Source organism: Cryobacterium sp. RTC2.1, assembly GCF_035018685.1.
GTDB classification, from domain to species: domain Bacteria; phylum Actinomycetota; class Actinomycetes; order Actinomycetales; family Microbacteriaceae; genus Cryobacterium; species Cryobacterium glucosi.
On the sequence record NZ_JASJXJ010000006.1, the window covers coordinates 23,958 to 47,006 of the forward strand.

At 61.7% G+C, this 23,049-nt stretch carries 24 protein-coding genes and 1 pseudogene; 15 read left to right on the forward strand and 10 right to left on the reverse strand.

Annotated features, from left to right (window positions below; translation table 11 throughout):
• The first annotated feature begins 46 nt into the window (after positions 1-46).
• The 4 genes from QN357_RS19490 to QN357_RS01815 all read left to right on the forward strand — a co-directional run bounded on the left by QN357_RS19490 (position 47) and on the right by QN357_RS01815 (position 2,634).
• The gene (locus QN357_RS19490) at positions 47-412 is read left to right on the forward strand and encodes a helicase associated domain-containing protein (RefSeq protein ID WP_322188696.1); all 366 of its coding nucleotides are present in this window, start codon (positions 47-49) and stop codon (positions 410-412) included.
• Positions 413-674: 262 nt separating this feature from the next.
• A complete protein-coding gene (locus QN357_RS01805; protein WP_322188694.1) occupies positions 675-920 on the forward strand; it encodes a hypothetical protein in 246 nt (81 codons plus the stop codon).
• Positions 917-1,726 carry a metallophosphoesterase gene (locus QN357_RS01810; protein WP_322188692.1) on the forward strand — a complete coding sequence of 270 codons (810 nt, stop codon included), beginning with the start codon at positions 917-919 and terminating at the stop codon, positions 1,724-1,726. Before QN357_RS01805 ends, QN357_RS01810 begins: the two co-directional genes overlap by 4 nt.
• Before the next feature lie 305 nt (positions 1,727-2,031).
• Positions 2,032-2,634 (forward strand): hypothetical protein, encoded by a 603-nt coding sequence (locus QN357_RS01815; RefSeq protein WP_323504355.1) that lies wholly within the window; start codon positions 2,032-2,034, stop codon positions 2,632-2,634.
• A 179-nt stretch (positions 2,635-2,813) separates the two neighbouring features.
• Here QN357_RS01815 and QN357_RS01820 read toward each other — a convergent pair whose 3' ends face one another.
• On the reverse strand, positions 2,814-3,719 hold the full coding sequence (locus QN357_RS01820; protein ID WP_322188688.1) for a hypothetical protein: 906 nt from the start codon (positions 3,717-3,719) through the stop codon (positions 2,814-2,816).
• Between the two features lie 388 nt (positions 3,720-4,107).
• Here QN357_RS01820 and QN357_RS01825 point away from each other — a divergent pair, with 388 nt between their 5' ends.
• Entirely contained in the window at positions 4,108-5,055 is a 948-nt protein-coding gene (locus QN357_RS01825; RefSeq protein WP_322188686.1) for a GIY-YIG nuclease family protein, read from the forward strand.
• Positions 5,056-5,413: 358 nt separating this feature from the next.
• Complete coding sequence (locus tag QN357_RS01830) at positions 5,414-5,923, forward strand: DUF6804 family protein (RefSeq protein ID WP_322188682.1); 510 nt, start codon at positions 5,414-5,416, stop codon at positions 5,921-5,923.
• 96 nt (positions 5,924-6,019) lie between these two features.
• Here the strand turns inward: QN357_RS01830 and QN357_RS01835 are convergent, their stop codons facing one another.
• The 7 genes from QN357_RS01835 to QN357_RS01860 form a co-directional block, all read right to left on the reverse strand.
• Positions 6,020-6,817, reverse strand: coding sequence for a J domain-containing protein (locus tag QN357_RS01835; protein WP_322188680.1), 798 nt, complete (start codon positions 6,815-6,817; stop codon positions 6,020-6,022).
• Positions 6,814-7,104, reverse strand: coding sequence for a hypothetical protein (locus QN357_RS01840; RefSeq protein ID WP_323504356.1), 291 nt, complete (start codon positions 7,102-7,104; stop codon positions 6,814-6,816). The genes QN357_RS01835 and QN357_RS01840 overlap by 4 nt, the downstream gene beginning before the upstream one ends.
• An 859-nt stretch (positions 7,105-7,963) precedes the next feature.
• Entirely contained in the window at positions 7,964-8,530 is a 567-nt protein-coding gene (locus QN357_RS01845; protein WP_322188676.1) for an SLATT domain-containing protein, read from the reverse strand.
• A 302-nt stretch (positions 8,531-8,832) separates the two neighbouring features.
• Positions 8,833-9,018, reverse strand: coding sequence for a hypothetical protein (locus tag QN357_RS01850; protein WP_322188674.1), 186 nt, complete (start codon positions 9,016-9,018; stop codon positions 8,833-8,835).
• Between the two features lie 4 nt (positions 9,019-9,022).
• On the reverse strand, positions 9,023-9,427 hold the full coding sequence (locus tag QN357_RS19495; protein WP_369125146.1) for a DUF6527 family protein: 405 nt from the start codon (positions 9,425-9,427) through the stop codon (positions 9,023-9,025).
• Positions 9,424-10,599 (reverse strand): ThiF family adenylyltransferase, encoded by a 1,176-nt coding sequence (locus QN357_RS01855; RefSeq protein ID WP_322188672.1) that lies wholly within the window; start codon positions 10,597-10,599, stop codon positions 9,424-9,426. The genes QN357_RS19495 and QN357_RS01855 overlap by 4 nt, the downstream gene beginning before the upstream one ends.
• Positions 10,574-10,816 (reverse strand): multiubiquitin domain-containing protein, encoded by a 243-nt coding sequence (locus QN357_RS01860; protein WP_322188670.1) that lies wholly within the window; start codon positions 10,814-10,816, stop codon positions 10,574-10,576. Before QN357_RS01860 ends, QN357_RS01855 begins: the two co-directional genes overlap by 26 nt.
• A gap of 142 nt (positions 10,817-10,958) precedes the next feature.
• Between QN357_RS01860 and QN357_RS01865 the strand changes: the two are divergent.
• The 8 genes and pseudogenes from QN357_RS01865 to QN357_RS01900 form a co-directional block, all read left to right on the forward strand.
• Positions 10,959-11,117: pseudogene (locus QN357_RS01865) on the forward strand (helix-turn-helix domain-containing protein); the annotation flags it as partial.
• Between the two features lie 45 nt (positions 11,118-11,162).
• Complete coding sequence (locus QN357_RS01870; RefSeq protein ID WP_323504364.1) at positions 11,163-11,354, forward strand: hypothetical protein; 192 nt, start codon at positions 11,163-11,165, stop codon at positions 11,352-11,354.
• Positions 11,355-11,359: 5 nt separating this feature from the next.
• Entirely contained in the window at positions 11,360-11,917 is a 558-nt protein-coding gene (locus QN357_RS01875; protein ID WP_322189885.1) for an ImmA/IrrE family metallo-endopeptidase, read from the forward strand.
• On the forward strand, positions 11,914-12,870 hold the full coding sequence (locus QN357_RS01880; protein WP_322188668.1) for a hypothetical protein: 957 nt from the start codon (positions 11,914-11,916) through the stop codon (positions 12,868-12,870). The genes QN357_RS01875 and QN357_RS01880 overlap by 4 nt, the downstream gene beginning before the upstream one ends.
• A 55-nt stretch (positions 12,871-12,925) precedes the next feature.
• Positions 12,926-13,591, forward strand: coding sequence for a hypothetical protein (locus tag QN357_RS01885; protein WP_322188666.1), 666 nt, complete (start codon positions 12,926-12,928; stop codon positions 13,589-13,591).
• Positions 13,592-13,710: 119 nt separating this feature from the next.
• On the forward strand, positions 13,711-15,279 hold the full coding sequence (locus QN357_RS01890; RefSeq protein WP_322188664.1) for a type I restriction-modification system subunit M: 1,569 nt from the start codon (positions 13,711-13,713) through the stop codon (positions 15,277-15,279).
• A complete protein-coding gene (locus QN357_RS19500; protein ID WP_322188662.1) occupies positions 15,276-16,445 on the forward strand; it encodes a restriction endonuclease subunit S in 1,170 nt (389 codons plus the stop codon). Before QN357_RS01890 ends, QN357_RS19500 begins: the two co-directional genes overlap by 4 nt.
• Complete coding sequence (locus tag QN357_RS01900) at positions 16,442-19,498, forward strand: type I restriction endonuclease subunit R (protein WP_322188660.1); 3,057 nt, start codon at positions 16,442-16,444, stop codon at positions 19,496-19,498. Before QN357_RS19500 ends, QN357_RS01900 begins: the two co-directional genes overlap by 4 nt.
• A gap of 1,016 nt (positions 19,499-20,514) precedes the next feature.
• On the opposite strand, the gene QN357_RS01905 is transcribed toward QN357_RS01900, so the two are convergent.
• Positions 20,515-21,120: a helix-turn-helix domain-containing protein gene (locus tag QN357_RS01905; RefSeq protein ID WP_174774595.1), complete on the reverse strand. Its 606-nt coding sequence runs from the start codon at positions 21,118-21,120 to the stop codon at positions 20,515-20,517.
• A 78-nt stretch (positions 21,121-21,198) separates the two neighbouring features.
• On the opposite strand from QN357_RS01905, the gene QN357_RS01910 reads away from it, so the two are divergent.
• Positions 21,199-21,858, forward strand: a complete 660-nt coding sequence (locus tag QN357_RS01910) for a class I SAM-dependent methyltransferase (protein WP_323504357.1) — start codon at positions 21,199-21,201, stop codon at positions 21,856-21,858.
• On the opposite strand, the gene QN357_RS01915 is transcribed toward QN357_RS01910, so the two are convergent.
• Entirely contained in the window at positions 21,836-22,942 is a 1,107-nt protein-coding gene (locus tag QN357_RS01915; RefSeq protein ID WP_323504358.1) for a DNA alkylation repair protein, read from the reverse strand. The two genes, QN357_RS01910 and QN357_RS01915, sit on opposite strands and share 23 nt — an antisense overlap.
• Positions 22,943-23,049: the final 107 nt, after the last annotated feature.

A 23,049-nucleotide genomic window follows, 5' to 3' on the forward strand; every position in this document is an offset into this window, starting at 1 on the left:
TGGCACCTGCAGCCCGGCAATATTCTGTTCCCTAAGTCGAACCGGCGTGAGCGCATTGTCGAGAACCTCGGAGTCTAAGCGTGCAAGCCATCGTGCCCTGGGACTGCTTTCGTGGGAGCTCACAAATGCCCCGCTGAACGGCGGGCTTAGCTTCAACCCCCTCGAAGACGCCTGGCACACGATCTATGACGCATACATCCAGTTCACACGGACCCATCGGGAGGCCCCCAAACTACGATCCACTCCCGCCGAAAGCGCGCTCGCGGGGTGGGCGGCGAAGAATCGGATGGCTTACCACCGAGGGAAGCTCTCCCAACGTCGAACCGCGTTGCTGAACGAGGTCGAATTCTGGAGTTGGGGAGCGTCGACGACGCGCAAGGTCACCGAGGCCCGCGACCTTGACCACCGGTGAGGACTGAGACCAATCGTGGGCCCAGTCCGGTCTGTCGCTCCGACGCGCAACACGGCTCCCCAGCTGGAGGCGGGCACGACAGCGTCCAGCCCCCGACGGAATCCGTGCAGGAATGCAAAGCTGCCAGATTCTGCGGCAGTAGGAATGATTCCGGCCACACTGTGCGATAGGCGGGATCGATCGGTCCGCCGCTCATCGGCCGCCACAGGTATTGCGACGCGACCTGGCTCAGCTGGACTGCCGACACCGATGAAATGAGCAAATGATGGCGACAGACGACGACAAAGCAACGGCCGACATCACCGACAGCGGCGAAGCACGCCACCTCGCTATTCGCCGACCGCGGCTGGATCGTGACGGCCTCTTTCTCTTCGGCCGACGATACGGTTCACAGTCCGTGACCCTGGGCAGCGCTGAGCTCCACGCGCTCGTTCGCGACCGCTGGATCGCCGTGGACGTTCTCGGCGAGTACATCCTCTACATCCACATCGACTGGAGCGGACGATGACCCATTCGAACATTCCCTTGATCGCTGACCTGTCCTTGAGCGGAGAAACGCGTGTCGCGGTCGCCGGAGATTGGCACGCGAACGTCTCTTGGGTGCAGAAAGCTATTCCCTTCCTCGCCCGGCAAGCCCCTGGGACCCGCACGATCCTCCACGTCGGAGATTTTGCTTTTTGGCCGGGACCCGAGGGCAAGAGCTTCCTCGACAGTGTCGACTACTGGTGCCACCGTGCGGGCATCGAACGCGTTCTCGTGACGCCGGGAAACCACGAAGATTGGGATCGGCTCGACGAGGCGTTCGCACAGCATCCCGGCGAGGCTGTGCGCTTCAGTAAAGCGGTCTGGGCGTTGCCGCGCGGGTACCGTTTCGCCCTCGGCTCACGCACGTTTCTGTCGTTCGGCGGTGGTGCCTCACTCGACTATGCGAATCGCCGGATAGGGAAGACGTGGTGGCTGACCGAAGCCCCCACGGATGAGGACGTGGAGAATGCGATCGCCGGCGGCCCCGTCGACGTCCTCATCACCCACGAGTCGGTGAACGGGGGCACGGCTGCCGTCGAGAAGATTCTCGGCTCTAACGCGTTCGGATGGAGCGATACGGCACTGGCCTACGCGGCCGCAGCGCGCGACCGGGTCACCCAGGTTTGGGAGGCGGTGAACCCCGCGGTTGTCGTCCACGGGCATATGCACGTCGCCGATGAGATCGAGCTTGGCGACGGCCGCCGAGTTTACTCACTCGCTAACGATGGCGAGGTTCGAAACATGGGTCTACTCAACCTGACGGACTTCGGGTGGACCTGGGTTTGTTGAGGACACGTACTGGGGCACTCATAGGCTGTGCCTGACATATTCTCCAGCCTGTTGAGAACTGGTGAACGGTTCGGCACGTTTCGAAGGATCGTGCAACAGCTTCGTCGCCAAGAAGCATCGCTCAAGCCGCGGGCCCCGCGGCTTGAATCAGCTCCGTCGGCTACCGCCGAACAGGTTATTACCTCACTTCGACTGTTCCCAGCTGGCGATAGGTTAGGCATGTGGCGCCAGGACGGCCCAACGAAGTAGGAACCGGCTCAGTGTGGTGACACCATCATCACCAATTCCAAAATTGAAGGAAACACGTGGACCTATTTGTTGCGATGAGCGATTATCGACGAGAAGCGTCGTGGGCAGTTTGGGAACTTGATGCTTCCGGCGCGTTGACCGGCACCGCGTCATTTCCGAATGATCAAGCGCGAGCCACGATGCACGGTCGAGCGATGGTTGTTTCTCTCAACCCGGGAACCGATAGGGTCCGCGAGACCGCGGCGACCACACCGGACTGGGCGAACTTTCACAATCCGGCCCGGAAGCACAACGATATTTTTCTTGCGGAGGCTTTTGTCGGCACACCACTTTGGGGTTCGTACATGACCGACTTGCACCCTGCTATTGCTGAATCAGACTCTCGCCTCGTTCGTTCGAAACCTGACGAGATCCTGCTTGCGGTGCGGTCTCTGATCCGACAGGCAGAGATTCTGGGCGCAGTCGAGTCCATCGTCTGTGTAGGAGGAAAGACCTATCAATCGGTGGCGAGGCACGCGGCGCTTATCGAGCAGGAGCTCGGGCTCACTACAGACTCGGTCAAACGAATGCCTCATTACTCCCGCGCGAACGCCAAGATACATAGACACGATCCAGAGGCATACCGTTCGCTGGTACACGCGTCACTCGGATTGGTCTGAGCCGGAACTTCGCTCGATGCAGATTCAGGGCCATTTCATTTGAGCTCCGAATCACTCCGCCAACGACCGACTTGTTCTGAGCTGCTGGCCCGTCACCCTGTCACCCTGCTGAGGTCAGCGCTGTGACCGCAACCAGGCTGCGCCATTGGCTTCGGCAAACTGCGTCCCAATGCCATGGCCTACTTGTGGAGCATGTCCCAAATCTCCTGGCGGAGCTCGCGGAAGTTGACGTGCTCTCCTGCCATTGTGGAGGTGACGTGGTGGAGAGACCAGACATGTAAACCTCCGTAGCGGGCGGAATACAAGCCGAGGCGGTTGATGCCGTAGGTGTCGGAATAGTCCAGCAGCGCGTAGGCGATCAGCTGATACAGGTGATCGGGACTGAGCGTGTCCTTCCGGACGCCCACACTGTTCTTCCCGCCGAGTTGAGTCTTGATATCGAGGAGCAGGCCGTCACAGATCAGATCCGCTTCGGCTGCGATGAGTCGCCTATCGATGCCGCCGTCGCGCGTGGACGCGTCGAACTCGGGACCGAGATGAAAGGGCCGATCCAAGCGTCGGATCAGGTGCTGCTCTGCCGTCGTCCTGAGCGCGGCGAGTTCAACGAGCGCTGCGGGCGTGGCCTGGGCCAGCATGGTTTCGACATCAAAACCACCGTGGATGAAGAGCTCGGACACGAACGGCGAGTTGAGCGGTCCAGCTCGGTGGGCCTCAACGCACAGCGCGAGTCCCCAGACGGCGCGGGCAAAGGCGTCGTTGCCGGTCGCACCGTCACGAAGCGAGTTCCCAGCAATGCGGGCCAGGTCGTCCACAACATCCACGTAAGCCGGAAAGGGAAACAGAATTCGCGCGGAAAGGGGAACATCAGTCGGGTCAAGCAGGAACCTGATCATGAGGTCAACCGCGGTCCCGACAGTAGCGGGCGGCGCGCCCGAGCTGCCCACGATGAGCTCGCCGGCGTGGGCCTTGTACTCCTGCTGTAACCGGCGTGGGTTCGGGAACGTGACTTGCAGATATTGACGCAGCGGCGTGGTCTTGTCCTTCACGGCCCTGCTGAGTGTTCCTGTTCCCCCGGTGATATCCATGTCCCTGACCCTACGGTCCGGAGCCGACATTCGTGCGCTGTCCACACCCGGTGGAAAGGCGGTCCTATCCGATCGCTCGCCTCCACCGCATCGGATCTCATTTGAGATCGGTCACTCACGGCAGAGGATGTCACCATGAGGACGCTCGACTCAGCGCTTGCGCAGATCGAGGAGCAAAAATGCGGCGCAGGCTAGCGGCGGTGTCGCCGTGTGGCACGACGGCGGGTCTCCGAATGGTTGACCTTGAATGCAATGGCCTGAGGGACGACGACGTTTGGTGAGACGGGGGCATGTCCAAGGGTGGATGAATTGTGCACGCCCCGCGCGTCGGTCCTGTTCTCGATGCGAGGTGAACTCGGGTCGGTCCGAAATCTACGAGACTGACTCTATGAGTGTTGGAAAATCTGTGCGGTTGTTCTTGGCGGATGGAACGCCAGGCGGCTTGCTGACGGCCGAGATCATGAACTGGACCGGGCATGTGGTGGCCGCGCCGCGTTCGGATCTTGCAAGCTTGCTCAAACGTCCCGAAACGAGTCGCACGGGGATCTACGTCTTGATCGGTGACGATCCCGACAGCTTGGGTGGTGCGCTGGCTTACATCGGCGAGGGGGACGACGTCAGCAGGCGGCTCTATCAGCACGCCCGTTCGGAGGAACAAGGCGGGAAGGATTTCTGGGTCCGCGCCATTGTGCTCACCAGCAAAGACACGAACCTTACCAAGGCTCACGCCCGATACCTGGAGAGCCGCTTCATTACCATCGCCCGGGAAGCCAATCGCGCGAAGCTCACCAATTCCACTGCGCCCATTCCGATCCTGCTTCCCGAAGCAGATGTGTCGGACATGGAGTACTTCATCGCCCAGGCCCAGATCGTCTTCCCGGTCCTCGGCGTCAACATCTTCCGATCAGTCGCGCACGCGAGGGACACCATGTCCGTTCGACCCGGGGGCTCTCCCGCGTGGCACGAGTCACCGCTGTTCGACCTGGGGTTGAAGAAGGACGGCCTGATGGCCACGGCACGGGAAATCGACGGAGAATTCACTGTGCTGGAGGGGTCCCGAACCCGGTTGGCGTGGACGGGTTCTCCCGCAGACGGCTATGGACGGCTCAAAGAGAAGCTCGACCGCGATGGGACGACGGTGCTATCGCCGGATGGGCAGACTAAGTTCTTCGTCCACGATCAGGTCTTCGCCAGTCCCAGTGCGGCGGCGGCCGTAGTCTTCGGGCGCACCACCAACGGTCGCACCGAGTGGAAGGTGCGCGGGACGGGCGTCAGCTACGGCGCGTGGCAGTCCGAGGGGGTCGATTTGGCCGTGCCGGCGCCGGCCGGCACCTAACGTAGTAGGACGTTATCGGCGCGCGAAAGGCCTGTCGGTCACGCTCAGCTCAGCTCAGCTCAGCTCAGTTCAGCTGGTCCGGGTCGACGTCCGCAAGGTGGGAGAACTGAAGGTTCAGCGCGGTGTCGACGGTCGCCGGCGGCGCCGACCCTCCAGTCCGGACCGGCTCGGACGGGCCCCGAAGCTCCGGCTCGTCGGCCTGGGCGTAGAGGTTCCCGGTGGCCGTATTGTATGTCCCCGGCGCAAAGGCGGGCACGTCCGGTCGCTGGTTTCAGGGCTTGCGCCGATTCACGGATTCGGCTTCTGGCCGCGCTTCGGCGCGTACCTCATGGGCGCGGGCCAACCATAGACTCTGAATATGTCAGCTGATCGAGATCTCGATAAGGGTGTGCTCCTCGACCGTTACCCGGCGCTCGTTGCCGCCACGGCTTCCGCGGGTGTCCTGCTTGTCGGCGCATTCGACCTCCCGTTCGGGTACTACCAATTCCTTCGATATGTCGTGACGGTGGGAGCAGTCCTTCTGGCCGTTTTTGCGCTTCGAGCTGGGCACCCGCGTTGGCTGGGTCTCTTTCTGCCCATGATCGTCTTGTGGGCTCCGGCGGACGTAATACGCCTTCCCCAACCAGTGTGGGTGGCGCTCGACCTCGCCGTGGCGGGATTGTTCATCGTTGCGGGTTTCGCCATTCCTGCTCCGGCGCCGTCCAAGACGAAAGGCGTCTCATCGAAACCCTCCGTTCCAATGGCGTGGTGGATGATGACCGCGATCGCCGTCGGCATTGGTCTTGCGATCTGGATGATGGCGGGCTCGTCCGGAACCGGGAATCCTGATTGCGTCACAACGTATGACAGGTACGCGTCATGCGAATGATTCCAGACACTGGTTCTAAGTCTCCTTTTTAGAGAACCACAGCATCCCTCTCGGGGGTGGCCGAGGGGAAACCGGAGCATCCAAAGACCCGGCCGGCTAACACGTGATGGCATCAATGCTGGCGTAGACATTCGCCGAGGCAGTCGACTCGTGGAGCAAACGAACGGGCTGATTTGCCGTGAGAGCAATGTACTTTCTCGCCGTCTCGGTAGTCGGTCCTCCTAAAGTTGAGGTGAGGCGGATCGTAACCGACGCGCTGGGGCAGCTCGAATCAGACGTGAGCGTCCACATCCAGCACTTGAAGCCGGCCTCGCAGTGCTTCTGGACTGAAGGTTGGTCCACCACCACTTCCTGATGAACGTGGTCGATGATGCTGCTACCTGATTCGCTATTCCCAAATGCGGTTTTGTTTGCCGCCGAAGTTGCCATCCCCGAAGCCAGGGCAATTAGTGCCGCAATCGTCAACGCGACTGGCCACCAGCCACGAAAGAACAGGGCTCTTTTCGGTGCTGTCGACGAGAGCCTCGTTGTATCTTCTGACGATTCGAAGGGCGCTCCATCGCTTCGGCGGCCGGAGGTTTGCCCGTCGTGCCAGCGATAGGTGTCGGAGGCCCGCACGAATTCCTCGAAGCTGAGGGTCGGTTCTCTTGTGGGCCGCGGTTGCGGGGATTCGGTTCGAGGCGACGCATGTGTCGGTATCCGAGCGCGAAGGACATCACGCGCATCCGAGATGCGAACGAATTCGGCGCTGGCCGCCTTGATATCGGCGGCGGGCGCTCCGGCAAAACGGTCAGGGTGGCTCATTCTCGCGCGCAATCGATAGGCCGCATCGATTTCGGTCCTTGTCGCGGACACCTTCACGTTCAAGATCGCTGCTGCGGCCTCAGGGGTCATCTGTTAGCACCCATCTGCTTCAAGTAATGCGCGTATGCGGCTTGATCATTGGCAATTTTGACCAGTTGTGCATTTGCGAGCAGAATTGCCAGCAATTCCGCGTTGGATCGGCGGATACTGATGACTCCTCGAACGACTTGGAGGGGGCCAAAGACAATCGCCCCCCAGAGCGCTAGATATGAGCCTCCGCTCGTCGCGGCTGCTGCGAAGCCGACCGATGTCAGCACGATGCCGGCGACGAATACTCCCAGCCCGATCCAGATGGAAACCTTCGCGGATGCGAGCACAGGCTTCGAGTACATCCGCCACCCTGTGGGGTCTTTCCTCCAGTATTTCCAATTGTGGGGTGCTGGAAAACAGTTGGATTCGGGTGTCCATCCGAGTGGCGGGTTCCAGCCGAGGTGTGACGAAATCCACTCGTTAGATGGCGGCGGCCAGCCGGGAGGGTTTTTGAATGTTAAGGGTAAAGACGGGCTGGCGGCGGTCATGATTCAGGATATGGGTAATCCGGCGGCATGCTGGCCTCTGGCCGGAGCAGCACTTGTAAGCCCCGCTCAAATGAGGCGGAAAGAGAATGTCGCGGGCGGAGGAGTGCCGTTGGATCCCTCAAGGCCGCTCCCCGTTATCCTCCCGTGAGATGCGCAGACCTTACGGCTGGAGCGATACTGCGCTCGCCTACGCGGCGGCATCGCGCGATCGCGTCACGAAGGTATGCGCGGCCCTCCGCCCAGCCATTGTCGCCCACGGACACATGCACATCGCCGATGAGATCAGGCATGACGACGGTCGCCGCGTTAACTCTTGGCGCATCTTGGATCCCGCCAAGGGTCCGGTAGAGATCTATGACCTGTTCGGCGGTAGCCGACGGCAATGCTCAGAGGCGGGGGCCGGCGGCTTCGGCGATGCCTCTTGGCGTCAGAGCTGTTGCATGATCCTTCGAAACCGTTGACCCGGTCATCAGTCTCACCATGTTGGAGAGTTTGTCAGGCACGGCCCGGCGAGACCGTTTCGGGCCATTCGTTCTCGAGTGCTCGCGCACGCTGACCATCTCGCCCGACAGCCAAGGTTTCCATGACGTAAGAGCGATAGATGTTGTGAAGATGTCGCTTTGTTGTTGATCTTCGGAAGATCGCAGAAGCAGTCAGATTACTTACCCCCTCGAAGTGCCCAGTGGGCGAAGGGCCAGACAACTAGCACTGGAACACTCAGCGCGAGATAAGGAAGATTTGTCAGCCACTGTGCGCGCCTGAGGACCCAGATGCTGATTGGAGCTTCCGGATCTGCGGATTTATGGTCTGCCGACGTGTGATTCTCGGAGTCGTCCAACAGGGCATTGTGCCGTTCGGTGAGTTTGGAAACTTCTTCGTCGTGGACGAACTCGCGATCGAGCATCGACTCAGCTTCTACAGAGAGCCGCTGCAGTGCGCGGTAATTCATGAACATATCCCGGCTTCTCCCCCCGTAGTTAAGCCCGGCGGCAACGAGCGACGAAATCAACGCTCCAACGGACACGCATACAAGCACGGTTGGCCCGGCATTGCCGTACATCGTCCCGTCACTAAGCAGGGCAATTGAAGCCACCGTCGTGGCGACAGATAACGCCAACAGACAGGTGTTCCAAGCTCGCTGTCGAGCCTGCAGACGATTGGAAGCTACTAGCCGTGCTCTGTAGGACTTATACGACCTCGCAGCAACTCGTTCCAACTCACTCATGGCATCCCCCGTTGTTATGAACTCGGCTGCTCGTCGCGACGCGACGGCAGGGCAATCAATCAACGCCCGCAAGCGAGCTTCACCATACGGTGAGCGACAAAGTCGCAATCTTTCAGTAGCGCCCAATTGCTTGAGCGAGCAGCCGAGACAACTGAAGCTACCGCAGTGAAGGGCGATTTAAGCATGACGTACCCAGGTATGCGCGAGTCCAAGCGCAGCGGCGGCCGGCGCCTACGGGCGAACCCAGATGCCCGCCGCCCTGAGCGGCGGGTCGTGTAGCCGGATTCAACGGGCATGTTGCCTCAAAACCACCCGATCGTCCAGCTGACTGTGTTGACAATCGTGCGGCCAATCGCGGAGAGTAGCCACCATGTGCCCTGGAGAACGCCGATGAGAATCGCCTTGGCCAGCCAAAACGCGATCCCGCTTGCAACAGGGATGAGCAACGTCGGCAGGTTTGTGCCGATCAGTGAGAGCAATTGGTCCATTTCGTCACCGTCGCACGAGCCAGCGCCACCATGGGCGGCACCGGGTCGGCCCAACTGAAGGCACCTGCTGGTCCTCGTTTCTTAACGCGTGCCTGTCGCCGCTCCGTGCCGCCTCGATCTGGTGGGGAGAGAACCGGCGGCTCCATATGATGTCGCCTTGTGTGATCAGATAGTGCGACCTGCAGGGCAACGCCCAGCTACCGATGGATGGGGACATGCTTACGTTCTCACCGTCGTATGTGAATGACCACCGGGCGGGGGAAAGTGGCGTGATCACTTCCTCGCCGCACCCGCAGCAGCACAGGTGACCGCATGTGTTGAACCGGAGACAGATGTAGAGTACGCCCGGGTCCAGCCGTGGTGGAAAGGACTCGACGAACGCTGACTTGAGGTGCTCAACCCCAGTCACAGCTGGTCCTCGTTGGTGATGTCATTCGTAAAGACGGAATATGTGGAAAACCCTTCCCTGGTCCCGTCGGCGTAGAAGCCGATGTGACGTTTCCACCGAATGACGGCCATCGTCGCGTTGAGGGTGTTCAGGTCGGCGATCTGGATGTTCCGCCCATACTCATCGTCGTGGGCGGGCGCGTCGGGTATGCGATTTCGGTCGTGGACGTGATCGCGTCCCCCGGGAATGCTGGTGACCACGCGGAGCAGGCCGCTCATTCGGCCGTCGGTCTCTCCCACTCCCATGCCGACGTCGATGAACGGGATGTTGATTCTCTCGAGCCAAGCGATGATCGCTGGTTTCGAGGAGGCGTCGTCGGAGGCGAGGAAGACAAATGTTGAACCGGCAAGGAGGTCTAGGTTGGCCTCGTCGAGGAAGACGTCCTGGGCGATGATCCCGGTGTGCATGTGCGAGTAGATGCCTTTGAAGTAGTCCACCTTCTTAGGCTGCGAGCGCAGCGTCTCCAAAGAGGCAGCCCCTGGTGCGCGGAATGCGTTGTGGTTCTCGAACGGGTCGCCGTCGACGAGGGTGATCGTTGATACCGGGGTCTTCGCAATCTGGTCGAGGATGTATCCGCCGGTCCCACCGAGGCCGACGATCGCGATCCGTTGCCCGGTGAAACACTTCATCAGCGGTGCGAGCCCGGCACGTGACGTGGCGGTGTCGCGGTACGCAAACGGGCTGTCATCGTCGACGACGTCCCAAGAGCCTCCCGGAGTGGCGGTCACCGTCGGGTCGATCGCTAACGCCTCGTGGGCGAGAATCCGCACGTACGAGGTAACCTTCGAATACTCGTCCGGGTACGCGCCCGACCCCGGTTTGCTGGAAAGCATGAACGCCGCCTGCAGCGTGTCCGTGATCGGGTGCGACTCGGGGGTCGCCAACTGCAGCGGGCTGCCATTGGCGTGGAACGGTTGGGATCCGCCGAACCAAATCCGGTGATCGGTCTGTGACGTGATCATGTCGCCGGCGACAGCTACCGGGTACGCAAGGATCCCGTATTGCACCGTGCCATCGGCGGTGACATAGGGAATCCGGCGAACAATGAGGTGGCCGCCATCAATGACCACCTCGTACCCGTCGTCGAGGAGTCGTGAGAGATCCGGGTTACGAGCGAGTGGTGCGGTAGACATCGAAGACCATCTCCTTCTTGACAGGAACGTCCTGGCCGGCGGTGAGTGTTCCGGAGCCGTGCCCGTCGTGGCCGCGGCTGTACCGGACGGTGAACGAGTCGGCCTCCGTGGCCGGCTGGTCCGGGTAAGCGAGCTCGATGACCTGCTCGAAGGAGATCTTCTTCTCCGTCACGGGGTGGCTGCGGGTGTTGACGATGATGGTGGTTGGGCCGGGCATGTTTTCTTGCTTCTGGTCATTCATGAGGGAGCTCTCTGGCGCTGATCCATAAGCGGAGGACGCGCCACACTTCGCTCGCTGCTCGAAAAGTCGAACAGGACTAGACTAACACATGTGCTCGACATTTAGAGCAGCGAACGAAATGAGAGGCAGATCAGTGGATGCTGCACCGACCGTTGACGTTAAGGCATTACATGCGGCGCTTGACGCCGCACGGAAAGCAAAGGACCTTTCTTGGCGACAGCTCGCTAGGGAACTTGGCGTCAGCCCTTCAACCATGTCCCGAATGGCGAACGGGCTCAGCCCGGATCTCCCTGCATTCGCCGCTATGACCTCGTGGCTTCGCATGCGGGCAGAAGATTTCTACAGGAGCGGTGACGCCGATGCCGTAGGGGAGGAAGAGCCGGCGCTCGAAGCGGCCCTCGCCCCGTTGCTCCGCGCGCGCAAGGACCTCAACGACAAAGACATCGTCTACTTAGAGCAGGTCATCAGCGCTGCAGCCCAGCGCTTCCGAGACGAGCGCAGAAGTCAGGTGTGACCGCCATGCGTTGGATCCAGAAGGAGATGCGCGCCCTAGCTTCCGAGGAACGCGCCCAACTCGGTCTGGGACCGCTCGACCCATTCGATCCTTACGCTCTTTGCGACGGCCACGGCGTCCCGGTCTACACGCTGACCGATTTTCGGCACCTGGTCCCGGACGCGATCGAGCACCTCGCTGTCTCGAATACATCCAAGTGGTCGGCGGCACTCGTCCCGCTTGGGACGGCACGCTTCATCATCGAAAATGACAAGCATGTGCCAGCCAGGCGCCGATCCAGCATCGCCCACGAACTCGGCCATCTCCTCCTCGAGCACGAGTTCACCGGTGTCGTCCTGGGTGACCACAGCGGACAGTATGGCAACCAGCAGGAGAAGGAAGCGGATTTCCTCGCCGGAGAACTGCTGGTTCCGTTCGCTGCCGTCGAGAAGATGGCCTTCGCCAAATGGGGGAACAAGGAAGTGGCTGAGGCGTACATGGTCAGTGAACAGTTTGCTCAAAACCAGATGAAGGGTCAGCGAGTCCGGGCGGCGCGTGCGGAGGCGAAATTCCGCCGTCCATGACCGGAGGCCAGCCCGACCAAATCGATCGCCGAACGAGCGTTCTGCTCATCGATGCCACGGGTCTGAACGCGGATGCGCTCGGTAGCGACGGCCCGGTTGTCGGTGCTTATGAGAACTGGCTGGCCCAGCGCGCCCAGGATCTCGATAAGTCGTTCGCCGTTGACGTGCCCGTCGTCGATCTCCTTGCGCCGGACGCGACCCTTCTGCCGAACCGCTGGACCATCGATCCGACAGAACACCTCTCCGCACGCGACTGGACAACCCTCGTCGTTGATTCGTATTCCGCCGCGTCTACGGCTGTGTCCGCGCTCGGCCAGGCTTTGCCCAGCTTGAAGGTCACTCCCCTCCAAGACGAGGCGCGAACACTGTCAATCGGAGAACTACAGAAGAGCGAAGCGATTGCCGTTCTCCGTGGCCGGCACATGGAACGCAACCTCGCAGAGACGGCCCCTCCGTACCCGATCCTGACGATCCGGCACGTGCGACCAGGAGCGGATCTCGTCGGGATCGAAACAGAACACGTGCTTGCGTCACCCAGTACAACTGCCCAGCTCGTCCACAAGGGTGACGTCATCGTCTATCTAGACGGCAGCACGGTGAGTACCCGAGTCTGGCCAGAGAACGGCTGGGTTCTAGGACGATTCATGCAGTCCAACCGAGTGCTCGACGGCTCGCTAGACCCGGAGTACCTTGCTGCCGCGATCGCGGCCCCCGTGAACGAAAAATTCATGGCGGCCGGCGCTTCACGAACTCATTTCAACCTGAAGGAATTCGTCGTCCTGCTGCCCGCGCTCGCCGTTCAGCGAGCCTTCGCCGACACACAAGAGCGCGTGAACGATGAGCTCAAGCGCCTGCGGCAGGCCGCTCACGCCCTCGAAGCTGCAAAGCGGCAGCTCGCACTAGCTGCAGCCAGCGGCTCGGTCTCGATCGAGGCTAGTGAGGAGCGCAAATGAACACTCGTCAGCACGTAGACGCCATCAACCTGACCCCGTCTCGGAGCGCTCGACTATGAGCCTCCTCATGTTCAGCCATGAAGCCGACTCGATCCTCATCCTCACCGATACGTTGGCTACCGCACCCGACGGCGAAGCCTTCGTGTTCCAGAGCAAGTGCTTGACCCTGCCCCATCTGAACATGGCCGTTGCGGTCACGGGCATCGCTAACTTGGGTGCGGCTTGGAACGAACTCCTTCGGAGCTCAGCAATCGTCCAAGACATGGAGATGATTGACAAGTTCGCGCCGGAACAGCTGAGCCTCCTTTGGGCGAACCTCATGCTGGAGAATTACGAGATGGAAGGAGCTACCGCAACCATCTACCACTTCGGCTTCGAAACAGGCACCGAGCATGCCGTGCGCTACGTGTACAGATCCAAGAACGGCTTCAAATCAGAGCGCATCGAGGAATCCGGCTTCGGGGTCAAACCGCCGCCCCGCGAGCCCTTCGATGCGCCGTACGACATCGAAGCATGGATAGCGCTGGCCAACCGGGTCCGAAGGGAACAGGACGAGGCGCCACGGCCGGAGCGCACTTCCATCGGCGGGGAGTACTTCCTCACCCTGGTGGCAAACCGGCAGAGCAAAACCACTCGCATCCACAGAGCAGACGACTACGAAGCGATGTGGAGCGAGATGGTCTCGCGCCTAGCTCGGATCAGCGCAGCGTCAGGCAAATAGCCACCCTCGCTGCGCCAGCACGCACATGGTCACTCCTGTCATGGCGTGTCACCGCCCAGCGATACTGTGAGGGAGAACCTCCAACGACACCAACAGTACGCAAGCGCGAGAGATGAACGATGGCACCCACAACCAAAGAAGAGCAGCGCGCTGAGCTCCACAAAACCATCTGGCGCATCGCAAATGACTTGCGCGGATCCGTCGACGGCTGGGATTTCAAGTCCTACGTGCTCGGGATGCTGTTCTACCGCTTCATCTCCCAGAACCTCACCTCCTACATCAATGCCGGCGAGCAGAAGGCAGGCGACGTTGGTTTCGACTACGCCACCCTCCCCGACGCTCAGGCCGAGTTCGGCCGCAAGGAAACGGTCGAGGAGAAGGGGTTCTACATTCTTCCTTCGGAGCTGTTCCAGAACGTCCGGGCAGCCGCGTCCCGGGACGCGAATTTGAACGAGACGCTCGCGAGAGTATTCAAGAACATCGAGGGGTCGGCCGTCGGCACCGACAGCGAAGATGATGTCAAAGGCCTGTTCGACGACCTCGACGTGAACAGCTCCAAGCTCGGCAACACTGTCGCCAAACGCAACGAAAAGCTCGTCAAGCTTCTGGATGCGATCGGCGAACTGCCGCTCGGTGACTTCGGCGAGAACACCATCGACCTATTCGGCGATGCCTACGAGTACCTGATGCAGATGTACGCCTCCAGCGCGGGCAAATCCGGCGGCGAGTACTACACACCGCAGGAAGTCTCCGAACTCCTGGCCCGCATCACCGTTGTCGGCAAGACCCAAGTAAACAAGGTATACGACCCCGCAGTCGGCTCCGGGTCGCTGCTGCTTAAGTTCGACAAGGTCCTCGGAAAGGGCAACGTCCGGCAGGGCTTCTACGGGCAGGAGATCAACCTGAACACCTACAACCTCGCCCGCATCAACATGTTCCTGCACGACGTTAACTACGAGAAGTTCAACCTCGCCCACGGCGACACCCTCACTGACCCCGCGCACTGGGACGAGGAACCGTTCGAGGCGATCGTCTCCAACCCGCCCTACTCGATCAAGTGGGACGGTGACGCGAACCCGCTGCTGATCAACGACCCGCGCTTCGCACCCGCCGGTGTGCTCGCACCGAAGTCGAAGGCCGACCTCGCCTTCACCATGCACATCCTGTCATGGCTGGCCGTCAACGGCACCGCGGCAATCGTCGAGTTCCCCGGCGTGCTCTACCGCGGGGGAGCGGAAGCGAAGATCCGCAAATACCTCATCGACAACAACTACGTCGACGCCGTCATCCAGCTGCCACCGGACCTGTTCTTCGGCACCACAATCGCAACTTGCATCATCGTGCTTAAGAAGTCCAAGCACGACAACTCGGTCCTCTTCATCGATGCCTCGGCCGAGTTCGCACGCACGGGAAACAAGAACAAGCTCGCTGTTCCGAACCAGCAGAAGATCCTCGAAGCGTTCACCGTGCGCGAGGACGTTGAGTACTTCGCCAAGTTCGTGACAAACGAGTCCATCGCCGCGAACGGCTATAACATCGCCGTCTCGTCCTACGTCAAGGCCGAAGACACCCGCGAAGTAGTAGACATCACCGAGCTGAACGAGGAAATCGCGCGGATTGTGCATCGACAACAAGAACTTCGCACCTCAATCGACGAAATGGTCGCCGATCTGGAGAAGACGAAGTGAGGTCCGTCGACGAGCTCCTCGCCGAGTTGAGCCCTAGGGGCGTTCGGCATCTCAAGCTTTCGAGCTACGAAGTAGCACATTTCCGTACCGGCAAGCAATTGAATCGCGACACCTTGTCGTCTCACGGTGAATACGAGGTCTACAACGGAGGTGTCGCGTCGTCGGGATGGCACTCCGAATACAACACCGATGGGCCCGCGCTAATCGTTAGCCAAGGGGGCGCTTCAGCGGGATTCGTCAACTTTGTTACTAGTCGTTTCTGGGCAGGGGCGCATTGTTACGTCGTCACTCCGGGACCTGCCATTGACCGCAGGTACCTGTATCACGTCTTGAAATCCAAGCAGGCCATTATTCAGTCATCGGCTCGAGGCGCTGGGATTCCCGGACTCGCGCGGGGAGCGCTCGGTGCAACGATTGTGCCAGTGCCGCCTCTTGAGGTCCAGCGGGAAATCGTGCGTATCTTGGATCGTTTCGCTCAGTTGGAAGCGGAGTTGGAGGCGGAGCTGGAAGCCCGCCGCCGACAGCACTCTTTCTACTGGGAGACCTTTCTGAGCCCGCGTCAAGGTTGGCGAACGACAACGATCGGTGAAGTGGCCCAGGTTTTCGATGGGCCTCATGCGACACCGAAGAAGACTCAATCCGGTCCCTGGTATCTGAGCATCTCATCGCTAAAGGGCGGACGCTTTGACCTCGCAGAGTCGGCACATCTTGGAGAGGACGAGTTCGCTAAGTGGACGCGTCGAGTCGTGCCTCGACGCGGCGACACGATGTTTTCTTACGAGACGCGTCTAGGACAGGCCGCGTTTTGGGACTTGGATGTGCCTGCAGCACTGGGCCGGAGAATGGGTCTTCTGCGGCCACGAAAGGCCGTTGTTGATCCCCGGTTTCTGACGCTTGTCTACCTCGGACCACAGTTCCAGGCGCTCATCAAAGCCAAGACCGTTACGGGTTCAACCGTCGACAGGATACCGATAGCGGACATGGCCTCGTGGCAACTAGCAGTACCACCCCTTGATGAGCAGAAGAAGATAGTGGGCGCCCTCGATAGTCTTGATGCTCTCGTGAACGACCGCATTATCGGTCTCCCTGCTGAGCTTGCTGCTCGTCGGAAGCAGTACGAGTACTACCGCGACGAGCTGCTCACGTTTAAGGAGGCGGCGGCATGAGCGATGGGACTCGACTACGGTACGACCCGATCGCGGTGTCGAACGAGAGTACCGTCGTCGCGGAGTACATCTCGGACGCGAAGGCGGAGGCCGCCTACCAATCGGAAGCGGATCTCGAACGCGAGCTAATTCGACTTCTTGAGTCACAGGCGTACGACCACCTTCCGATCACGTCCGAAGCGCAGCTTGTGGCGAACCTACGCGCCCAGCTCGAATCCCTGAACTCAGTGACCTTCTCGGATGCTGAGTGGGCAAAGTTCTTTTCCGAGCGAATCGCCGGTACGAACGATGGCATCGTTGACAAGACGGTGCGCATCCAAGAGGATCACGTCCAGCTTCTGATGCGGGATGACGGTTCGACAAAGAACATCATCCTCATCGACAAGCAGAGCATCCACAACAACCGCCTGCAGGTCATCAACCAATACGAAATCGGCCTGGGCGAAGGACGCGACGCGCAGCGCGGCGCCGCCCGCGCCAACCGCTATGACGTGACGGTCTTGGTCAACGGCCTGCCGATGGTGCACATCGAACTCAAGCGTCGCGGCGTCGACATCCGTGAGGCGTTCAACCAGATCGACCGCTATCAGCGCGACAGCTTCTGGGCAGGCTCTGGCCTGTTCGAGTACGTGCAGCTGTTCGTGATCAGCAACGGCACACTGACGAAGTACTACTCCAATACCACTCGCCGCCAGCACCTGAGCGAAGCCGCCGGCTCGAAGAGGGTCCGCAAGACGTCGAACTCGTTCGAGTTCACCTCCTGGTGGTCAGACGCGCAGAACAAGCCGATCACCGAGCTGGGCGCGTTCGCGAGGACCTTCTTCGCCAAACACTCGCTGCTGAACATCCTCACCAAGTACTGCGTCCTCACCGCCGACAAAATGCTTCTTGTGATGCGCCCGTACCAGATCGTCGGAACCGAGCGGATACTGCGGAAGATCGACATCTCCACGAACTACAGGCAGCTCGGCTCCGTCGCCGCGGGCGGCTACGTGTGGCACACGACTGGGTCGGGCAAGACGCTCACGTCGTTCAAAGCGGCGCAGCTGGCGTCGAAGATGCCGAGTGTGGACAAGGTGCTGTTCGTCGTTGACCGCAAGGACCTCGACTACCAGACGATGCGGGAGTACGACCGGTTCGAGAAGGGCGCGGCGAACTCGAACACCTCGACTGCGGTACTGAAGAAGCAACTCGAAGATCCGGGCGCGCGGATCATCATCACTACGATCCAGAAGCTGTCGACGTTCATCGGCGCGAACAAGGGCCACGCGATCTACGACGGGCACATCGTCATCATCTTCGACGAGTGCCACCGTTCCCAGTTCGGGGACATGCATACCGCGATCACGAAGGCGTTCAAACGCTACAACCTCTTCGGCTTCACCGGCACACCGATCTTCGCCGCAAACTCGGGCAGCGCCGGCAACCCGCAGCTAAAGACCACCGAGCAAGCGTTCGGCGAGAAGCTGCACATCTACACGATCGTGGACGCGATCTCGGACAGGAACGTGCTGCCCTTCCGCATCGACTACGTCAACACCATCAAGGTCGGCAACGTCATCGACAAGCAGGTGTCATCGATCGATACTGAGAAAGCTCTACTCGCCCCGGAACGGATCAGGCAGATCGTCGGCTACACGCTGGAGCACTTCGACCAGAAGACGAAGCGTGCCCAGCGCTACACTCTCGACGACAAGCGCGTACGCGGCTTCAACGCCCTCCTCGCGACCGCGTCCATCGAGGCCGCTCGCGTCTACTACAACCACTTCCAGCTCCTGCAGGAGCACCTGCCCTCCGACCGCCAACTGAAGGTCGGACTCATCTACTCCTACGGCGCGAACGACGCGGTCGACGACGGGGCGCTGGACGAGGAAGGCTTCGATACCGGCGCGCTGAGCATGGACGCCCGTTCGTTCCTTGATGACGCGATCCAGGACTACAACGAAATGTTCGGCACGAGTTACGACACGTCCGCCGACAAGTTCCAGAACTACTACAAAGACCTCTCACTCCGCTTGAAGAACCGGGGTATCGACCTCGTCATCGTGGTCAACATGTTCCTCACCGGCTTCGACGCCACCACACTGAACACATTGTTCGTCGACAAAAACCTGCGTGCCCACGGCCTCATCCAGGCTTATTCGCGCACCAACCGCATCCTGAACTCGGTGAAGACCTACGGCAACATCGTGAGCTTCCGGAACCTCGAAGACGCTACGAACGATGCGATCGCCCTGTTCGGCAACAAGAATGCCCAAGGCGTCGTGCTGCTCAAGGCATACGCCGAGTACTACAACGACTACGCCGAGAAAGTCGCGGAACTACTCGCCGCCTACCCGCTGGGCCAGCAGATCATCGGTGAGGCCGCGTGGAAGGACTTCATTCAGCTGTTCGGCGCCATCCTGCGTCTACACAACATTCTGACTTCGTTCGACGAGTTCACCGGGAATGAAATCCTCACCGACCGCCAAGGGCAGGACTACCGCAGCATCTACCTCGACCTTTACGCAGAGTTCCGCAAGGGCACCGACGCGGACAAGGAGCAGATCACTGACGATATCGTCTTCGAGATCGAGCTCATCAAGCAGGTCGAGATCAATGTCGACTACATTCTCATGCTCGTCCAGAAGTACCGTGACGAACGAGGCGACGGCGACGACAAAGAGATCCGTGCCGAAATCACACGAGCCGTCGCTGCTAGCCCTTCCCTGCGCAACAAAAAAGACCTCATCGAAGACTTCGTAGACAACATCTCTGTGGACGGTCACATAGACCAGGAATGGCGCGCATTCATCGCAGCCAAGCGTGAGGCCGAACTCGAGACGATCATCGCCGACGAGAACCTTCAACCCGATGAGACCCGTGTCTTTGTCGCGACCGCGTTCCGTGACGGCCAGATCCAGGCAGGCGGCACCGCCATCACCAAGGTGCTTCCACCTGCCTCACGATTCTCCGTCGACGGCGGGCACGGCGAGAAGAAGCAACGCGTAATCCAAAGACTCGGCGAGTTCTTTGAGCGCTTCCTTGGATTGAGTTCAGGCGCCGGCGAGTGACGCTACCGCGTACTCACTAGACCCAGACCGTGACCAACGAAGATAAGTAATCTCTCCATCTAGGTCGCCCCGAGGCGCTGGCTCTGGGCTCTGGAAGCACCTAGCCAGTGACAAAATGGATCTGCGTTGAGGATGTTAAGGAATGGGAACTTGAGCCTAGGTCGGTCTTCGACTCTGGAGGCTCAAGCACTCTGCGAGAAGGATCATGTAGCTAGCGAAGTCACAACGGACCATACGACCGGCTAGCTCGGTGGTGTTCATCCGGACTGCGACTTACGTTTTCGCCTAGGGAACCTGACGCGCACTCATCGGGCTACAGCGTGCTCCGCGGAATTCCGCGACACTCCTTCCGTTCGGACTGGTCACACCATTAGGGAGTCTCCGCATTTCCCGGACTAGGTGGAACGAATCCCGAAAAGCATGGGATCTCTCACGCGCACCGGAAAGTCGACGGCGGTCTCGGGGGATGTCTCGATGCTGCCGGCCTGCCACATGTCGAGGGCCAGCAGCAGCCTCCAGCGCCTATCTAAGGCGTTTGGCTCCATGTGTCACGCCGTGGGGATGTTCAGATTGTTCCGACCGCCACTGAGGCTAGTGCGGGCGGTGGGGGTGTCGTGACGCTGTAAGAGTGCATTGATGGCCACATGCGGAGTCAGAAGTCGGGTATGGCGCAGTGATCTGTTCCGTCGGCGCCCGCTGATTGGGCGGAGGCTCAGAACCAGCGCCACGGACTTTCGTCGCGCCGCTCATCGAAATTCGCCACATTGCGTTCGCCACTATGGGCACCGGGGAGGAGTATGGCAGGACCATTGAGATCAGTCGAAAATCCCGGTCAAGCGTCATTAATTGGCGACAGTCGATCGGTGCTGCATAGTGGTGAATCCCATGATCCCAGATCAGAAGGTTGGGGGTTCGAATCCCTTCGGGCGCACAAGACAAAAGCCCCGCACTCACTGAGATGCGGGGCTTTTTTGTGGCTGTCCGCGGGATCCGCGGCCGAGCCCCCCAGCCGCGTCTCACTCGCCCAGGCGCCCGGGTGGAGCTGCGCGCACGTGCATCCGCTCGCCCTGGCGGCCGAAGAGGGTGAGGAACTCGACGTCGCCCGGACCGACCCGGCCGAACCAGTGCGGCGTGCGGGTGTCGAACTCGGCGGCCTCCCCGGCCGGGAGCACCAGGTCGTGCGTGCCGAGCACGAGCCGGAGGCGGCCCCGGAGCACGTAGATCCACTCGTATCCCTCGTGCACCCTCGGATCCGGCTCACGCTCCGCTACCGTTGCGGGGATCAGGTGTTTGAACGCCTGCGGCCCGCCGCTCGCGCCGCGGGACAGCGGCACGATCGTCTGGTCGCGGTGCCGCGTCGGCCGGAGGTGGATGCGCGGGTCACCCGTCTCCGGCGCCCCGACCAGTTCGTCCAGCGGAACGCCATAGGCCCGCGCCAGTGGCAGCAGCAGCTCGAGTGCGGGACGCCGTTGCCCGGATTCGAGCCGGGACAGCGTGCTGACCGAGATGCCCGTGGCGCGCGACAGTTCGGCGAGCGTCATACCGTGCTCGCTGCGCCGCGCCCGAAGGAGCGGGCCGACGGCGGCGAGCATCGTCTCCGTCGTGGGGGAAGTGTCGTCCATGGGTCGATCTTGCCACTTCGGCAAACGGGCTTGGCGATTCCGTCGATCCTGCCCGAGCATCGGAGCAGGAGGTCTGCCATGACACACGAGGAACACCCGTTCGGCCGCGACTACTGGGAGGAGCGTTACGCCGCCCCCGGTCTGGCGTGGAGCGGCGACCCGAACCCCGTGCTCGTCGCCGAAGTGACCCCGCTCGCACCGGGCCGCGCCCTCGACATCGGCAGCGGGGAAGGTGGTGACGCACTCTGGCTGGCGATGAGCGGGTGGCACGTCACCGGTGTAGACATCTCCACGAACGCGCTCGCCAAGGCACGCGCCCGGGCGGAGTCCGTCGATGGACCGGCCGCGGCGCGCATCCGTTGGGAGCAGCACGACCTGACGTCCTGGTCGCCGGAGCCCCGCTCATTCGACCTCGTCACTTCGCAGTTCATGCACCTGCCCGGGAGCGCCCGAAGCGTGCTGTTCCGGGCCCTCGCGGCGGCCGTCGCGCCGGGCGGCACGCTGCTCATCGTCGGTCACGACGTCTCCGAAGCTGATGCCGGCGAGCACCGGGCGCACTTCCGCGAGCTGATGTTCGGGGTCGACGACGTGCTCGCCGCGATCGGCGACGCAGAGCTCGAGGTCGAGGTCGCCGAATCGCGTGAGCGGGAGGCGCCCGCCGCCCACGACAGCGCGACCCCCGTGCGCGACGTGGTGGTCAGGGCGACCCGGCCGGTCAGGCCTCCGGCAGCAGGATGAACGGCGTCCGGCCGTGGGTCACGCCGTTCACCTGCAACTCGACGGCGTGCTCTCCGGGGTAATAGCGGCGGGTGGTGATCGCCCGGAGCGAGTGCCCCTTGGTCAGCAGCACGACCTCGCCGGGCTCCAGAGTCATGGTCGTGAGCTTGAACGTCTTGCCGGTGAGGGTGCCGTTCGCCTTCTGGTGGTGCAGGACATAGTCGACGGCCAGCCGGGTGGCCACACGGGCGTTGTTGCGGATGCTTGCGGTGAAGTCGACCGTTCCGCCGAACGCCACCTTCGTCTCGGCCAGCACCGGGCCGGCCACCGTCACATCGGCCGCATGGAAGCCGAGCTGGGCGAGGGCGGCAGGATTGCCTCGCTTCACGAGGGTGCGCAGCGCGTGCCGCACGAGCCGGGCGGTGTGCCCGTCCGGCTCGGCGAGCCACTCGGCCGTCGTGGCGACCGCGAGCTCCGGCTGCTGCCTGCTCAGGTCGTTGAGATGGTTGGCGACCGACCGGCGCACGGCCTCGTCATCGTCGCGGTAGAGCGCGTGCAGGATCGGCAGGGTCGCGGTCGGCTCGGCGAGGATCCCCGGGACCCGCCGAGCCCAGGGCAGGAACGGCCGGGTGCCCTCGGTCGCGAGCCTGCGCACGTCGACGTCGGTCGAGGCGGTCCAGCCCAGCACGACCGGGAGCGCCCGCTCGAGGTCGTGGTCGAGGAGTAGCCGGATCGCGAACTCGGAACTGAGCCGGCCGGTGAGCTCGGCGAGCATGCCCAGGGCGTCGTCGAAGGCGGCATCCGTGCCCGCCTCGATGCCCTTGACCGCGATCGCGGTCGACACCGGCCAGATCAGCCAGCCGGTGAACGGCGCGGTTCCCGACGCGGCTGCGCGGATGGTCGCGGCGAATGAGTCGTAGCCGCCCGGCAGGTCTGCCAGCAGGGCGTCACGCAACAGGTCGCTCCGCTCCCGCAGTGAGAGCGGGTCGAGCGCTTCCGTGGCTGCGCGCAGCGCGGTGAGCGGCGCGTGCGGTGTGACGGCCTGGATCGCCGCGGTGAGGGCGACCGCGGTCGGCACTCCAATGAGTTGGTCGGCGAAGGGCATGGGGCTCCTGGTGCTGGTGTAGCGGTGTACCCCTCCAGCGTGCCAGATTGCGGTCGCGCCGAACACCCCGCCGGTTTCTTCCGTCCGCGCCCGAAACGGCGGGCGCG

What these genes read in the sequence shown, in the direction of transcription:
- QN357_RS01805 (WP_322188694.1), top strand. Translation starts at nt 675, where the DNA reads ATGATGGCGACAGACGACGACAAAGCAACGGCCGACATCACCGACAGC.
- QN357_RS01810 (WP_322188692.1), top strand. Translation starts at nt 917, where the DNA reads ATGACCCATTCGAACATTCCCTTGATCGCTGACCTGTCCTTGAGCGGA.
- QN357_RS01820 (WP_322188688.1), bottom strand. Translation starts at nt 3,719, where the DNA reads ATGGATATCACCGGGGGAACAGGAACACTCAGCAGGGCCGTGAAGGAC.
- QN357_RS01825 (WP_322188686.1), top strand. Translation starts at nt 4,108, where the DNA reads ATGAGTGTTGGAAAATCTGTGCGGTTGTTCTTGGCGGATGGAACGCCA.
- QN357_RS01830 (WP_322188682.1), top strand. Translation starts at nt 5,414, where the DNA reads ATGTCAGCTGATCGAGATCTCGATAAGGGTGTGCTCCTCGACCGTTAC.
- QN357_RS01835 (WP_322188680.1), bottom strand. Translation starts at nt 6,817, where the DNA reads ATGACCCCTGAGGCCGCAGCAGCGATCTTGAACGTGAAGGTGTCCGCG.
- QN357_RS01845 (WP_322188676.1), bottom strand. Translation starts at nt 8,530, where the DNA reads ATGAGTGAGTTGGAACGAGTTGCTGCGAGGTCGTATAAGTCCTACAGA.
- QN357_RS01850 (WP_322188674.1), bottom strand. Translation starts at nt 9,018, where the DNA reads ATGGACCAATTGCTCTCACTGATCGGCACAAACCTGCCGACGTTGCTC.
- QN357_RS01855 (WP_322188672.1), bottom strand. Translation starts at nt 10,599, where the DNA reads ATGTCTACCGCACCACTCGCTCGTAACCCGGATCTCTCACGACTCCTC.
- QN357_RS01860 (WP_322188670.1), bottom strand. Translation starts at nt 10,816, where the DNA reads ATGCCCGGCCCAACCACCATCATCGTCAACACCCGCAGCCACCCCGTG.
- QN357_RS01870 (WP_323504364.1), top strand. Translation starts at nt 11,163, where the DNA reads ATGCGGGCAGAAGATTTCTACAGGAGCGGTGACGCCGATGCCGTAGGG.
- QN357_RS01875 (WP_322189885.1), top strand. Translation starts at nt 11,360, where the DNA reads ATGCGTTGGATCCAGAAGGAGATGCGCGCCCTAGCTTCCGAGGAACGC.
- QN357_RS01880 (WP_322188668.1), top strand. Translation starts at nt 11,914, where the DNA reads ATGACCGGAGGCCAGCCCGACCAAATCGATCGCCGAACGAGCGTTCTG.
- QN357_RS01885 (WP_322188666.1), top strand. Translation starts at nt 12,926, where the DNA reads ATGAGCCTCCTCATGTTCAGCCATGAAGCCGACTCGATCCTCATCCTC.
- QN357_RS01890 (WP_322188664.1), top strand. Translation starts at nt 13,711, where the DNA reads ATGGCACCCACAACCAAAGAAGAGCAGCGCGCTGAGCTCCACAAAACC.
- QN357_RS01900 (WP_322188660.1), top strand. Translation starts at nt 16,442, where the DNA reads ATGAGCGATGGGACTCGACTACGGTACGACCCGATCGCGGTGTCGAAC.
- QN357_RS01905 (WP_174774595.1), bottom strand. Translation starts at nt 21,120, where the DNA reads ATGGACGACACTTCCCCCACGACGGAGACGATGCTCGCCGCCGTCGGC.
- QN357_RS01910 (WP_323504357.1), top strand. Translation starts at nt 21,199, where the DNA reads ATGACACACGAGGAACACCCGTTCGGCCGCGACTACTGGGAGGAGCGT.
- QN357_RS01915 (WP_323504358.1), bottom strand. Translation starts at nt 22,942, where the DNA reads ATGCCCTTCGCCGACCAACTCATTGGAGTGCCGACCGCGGTCGCCCTC.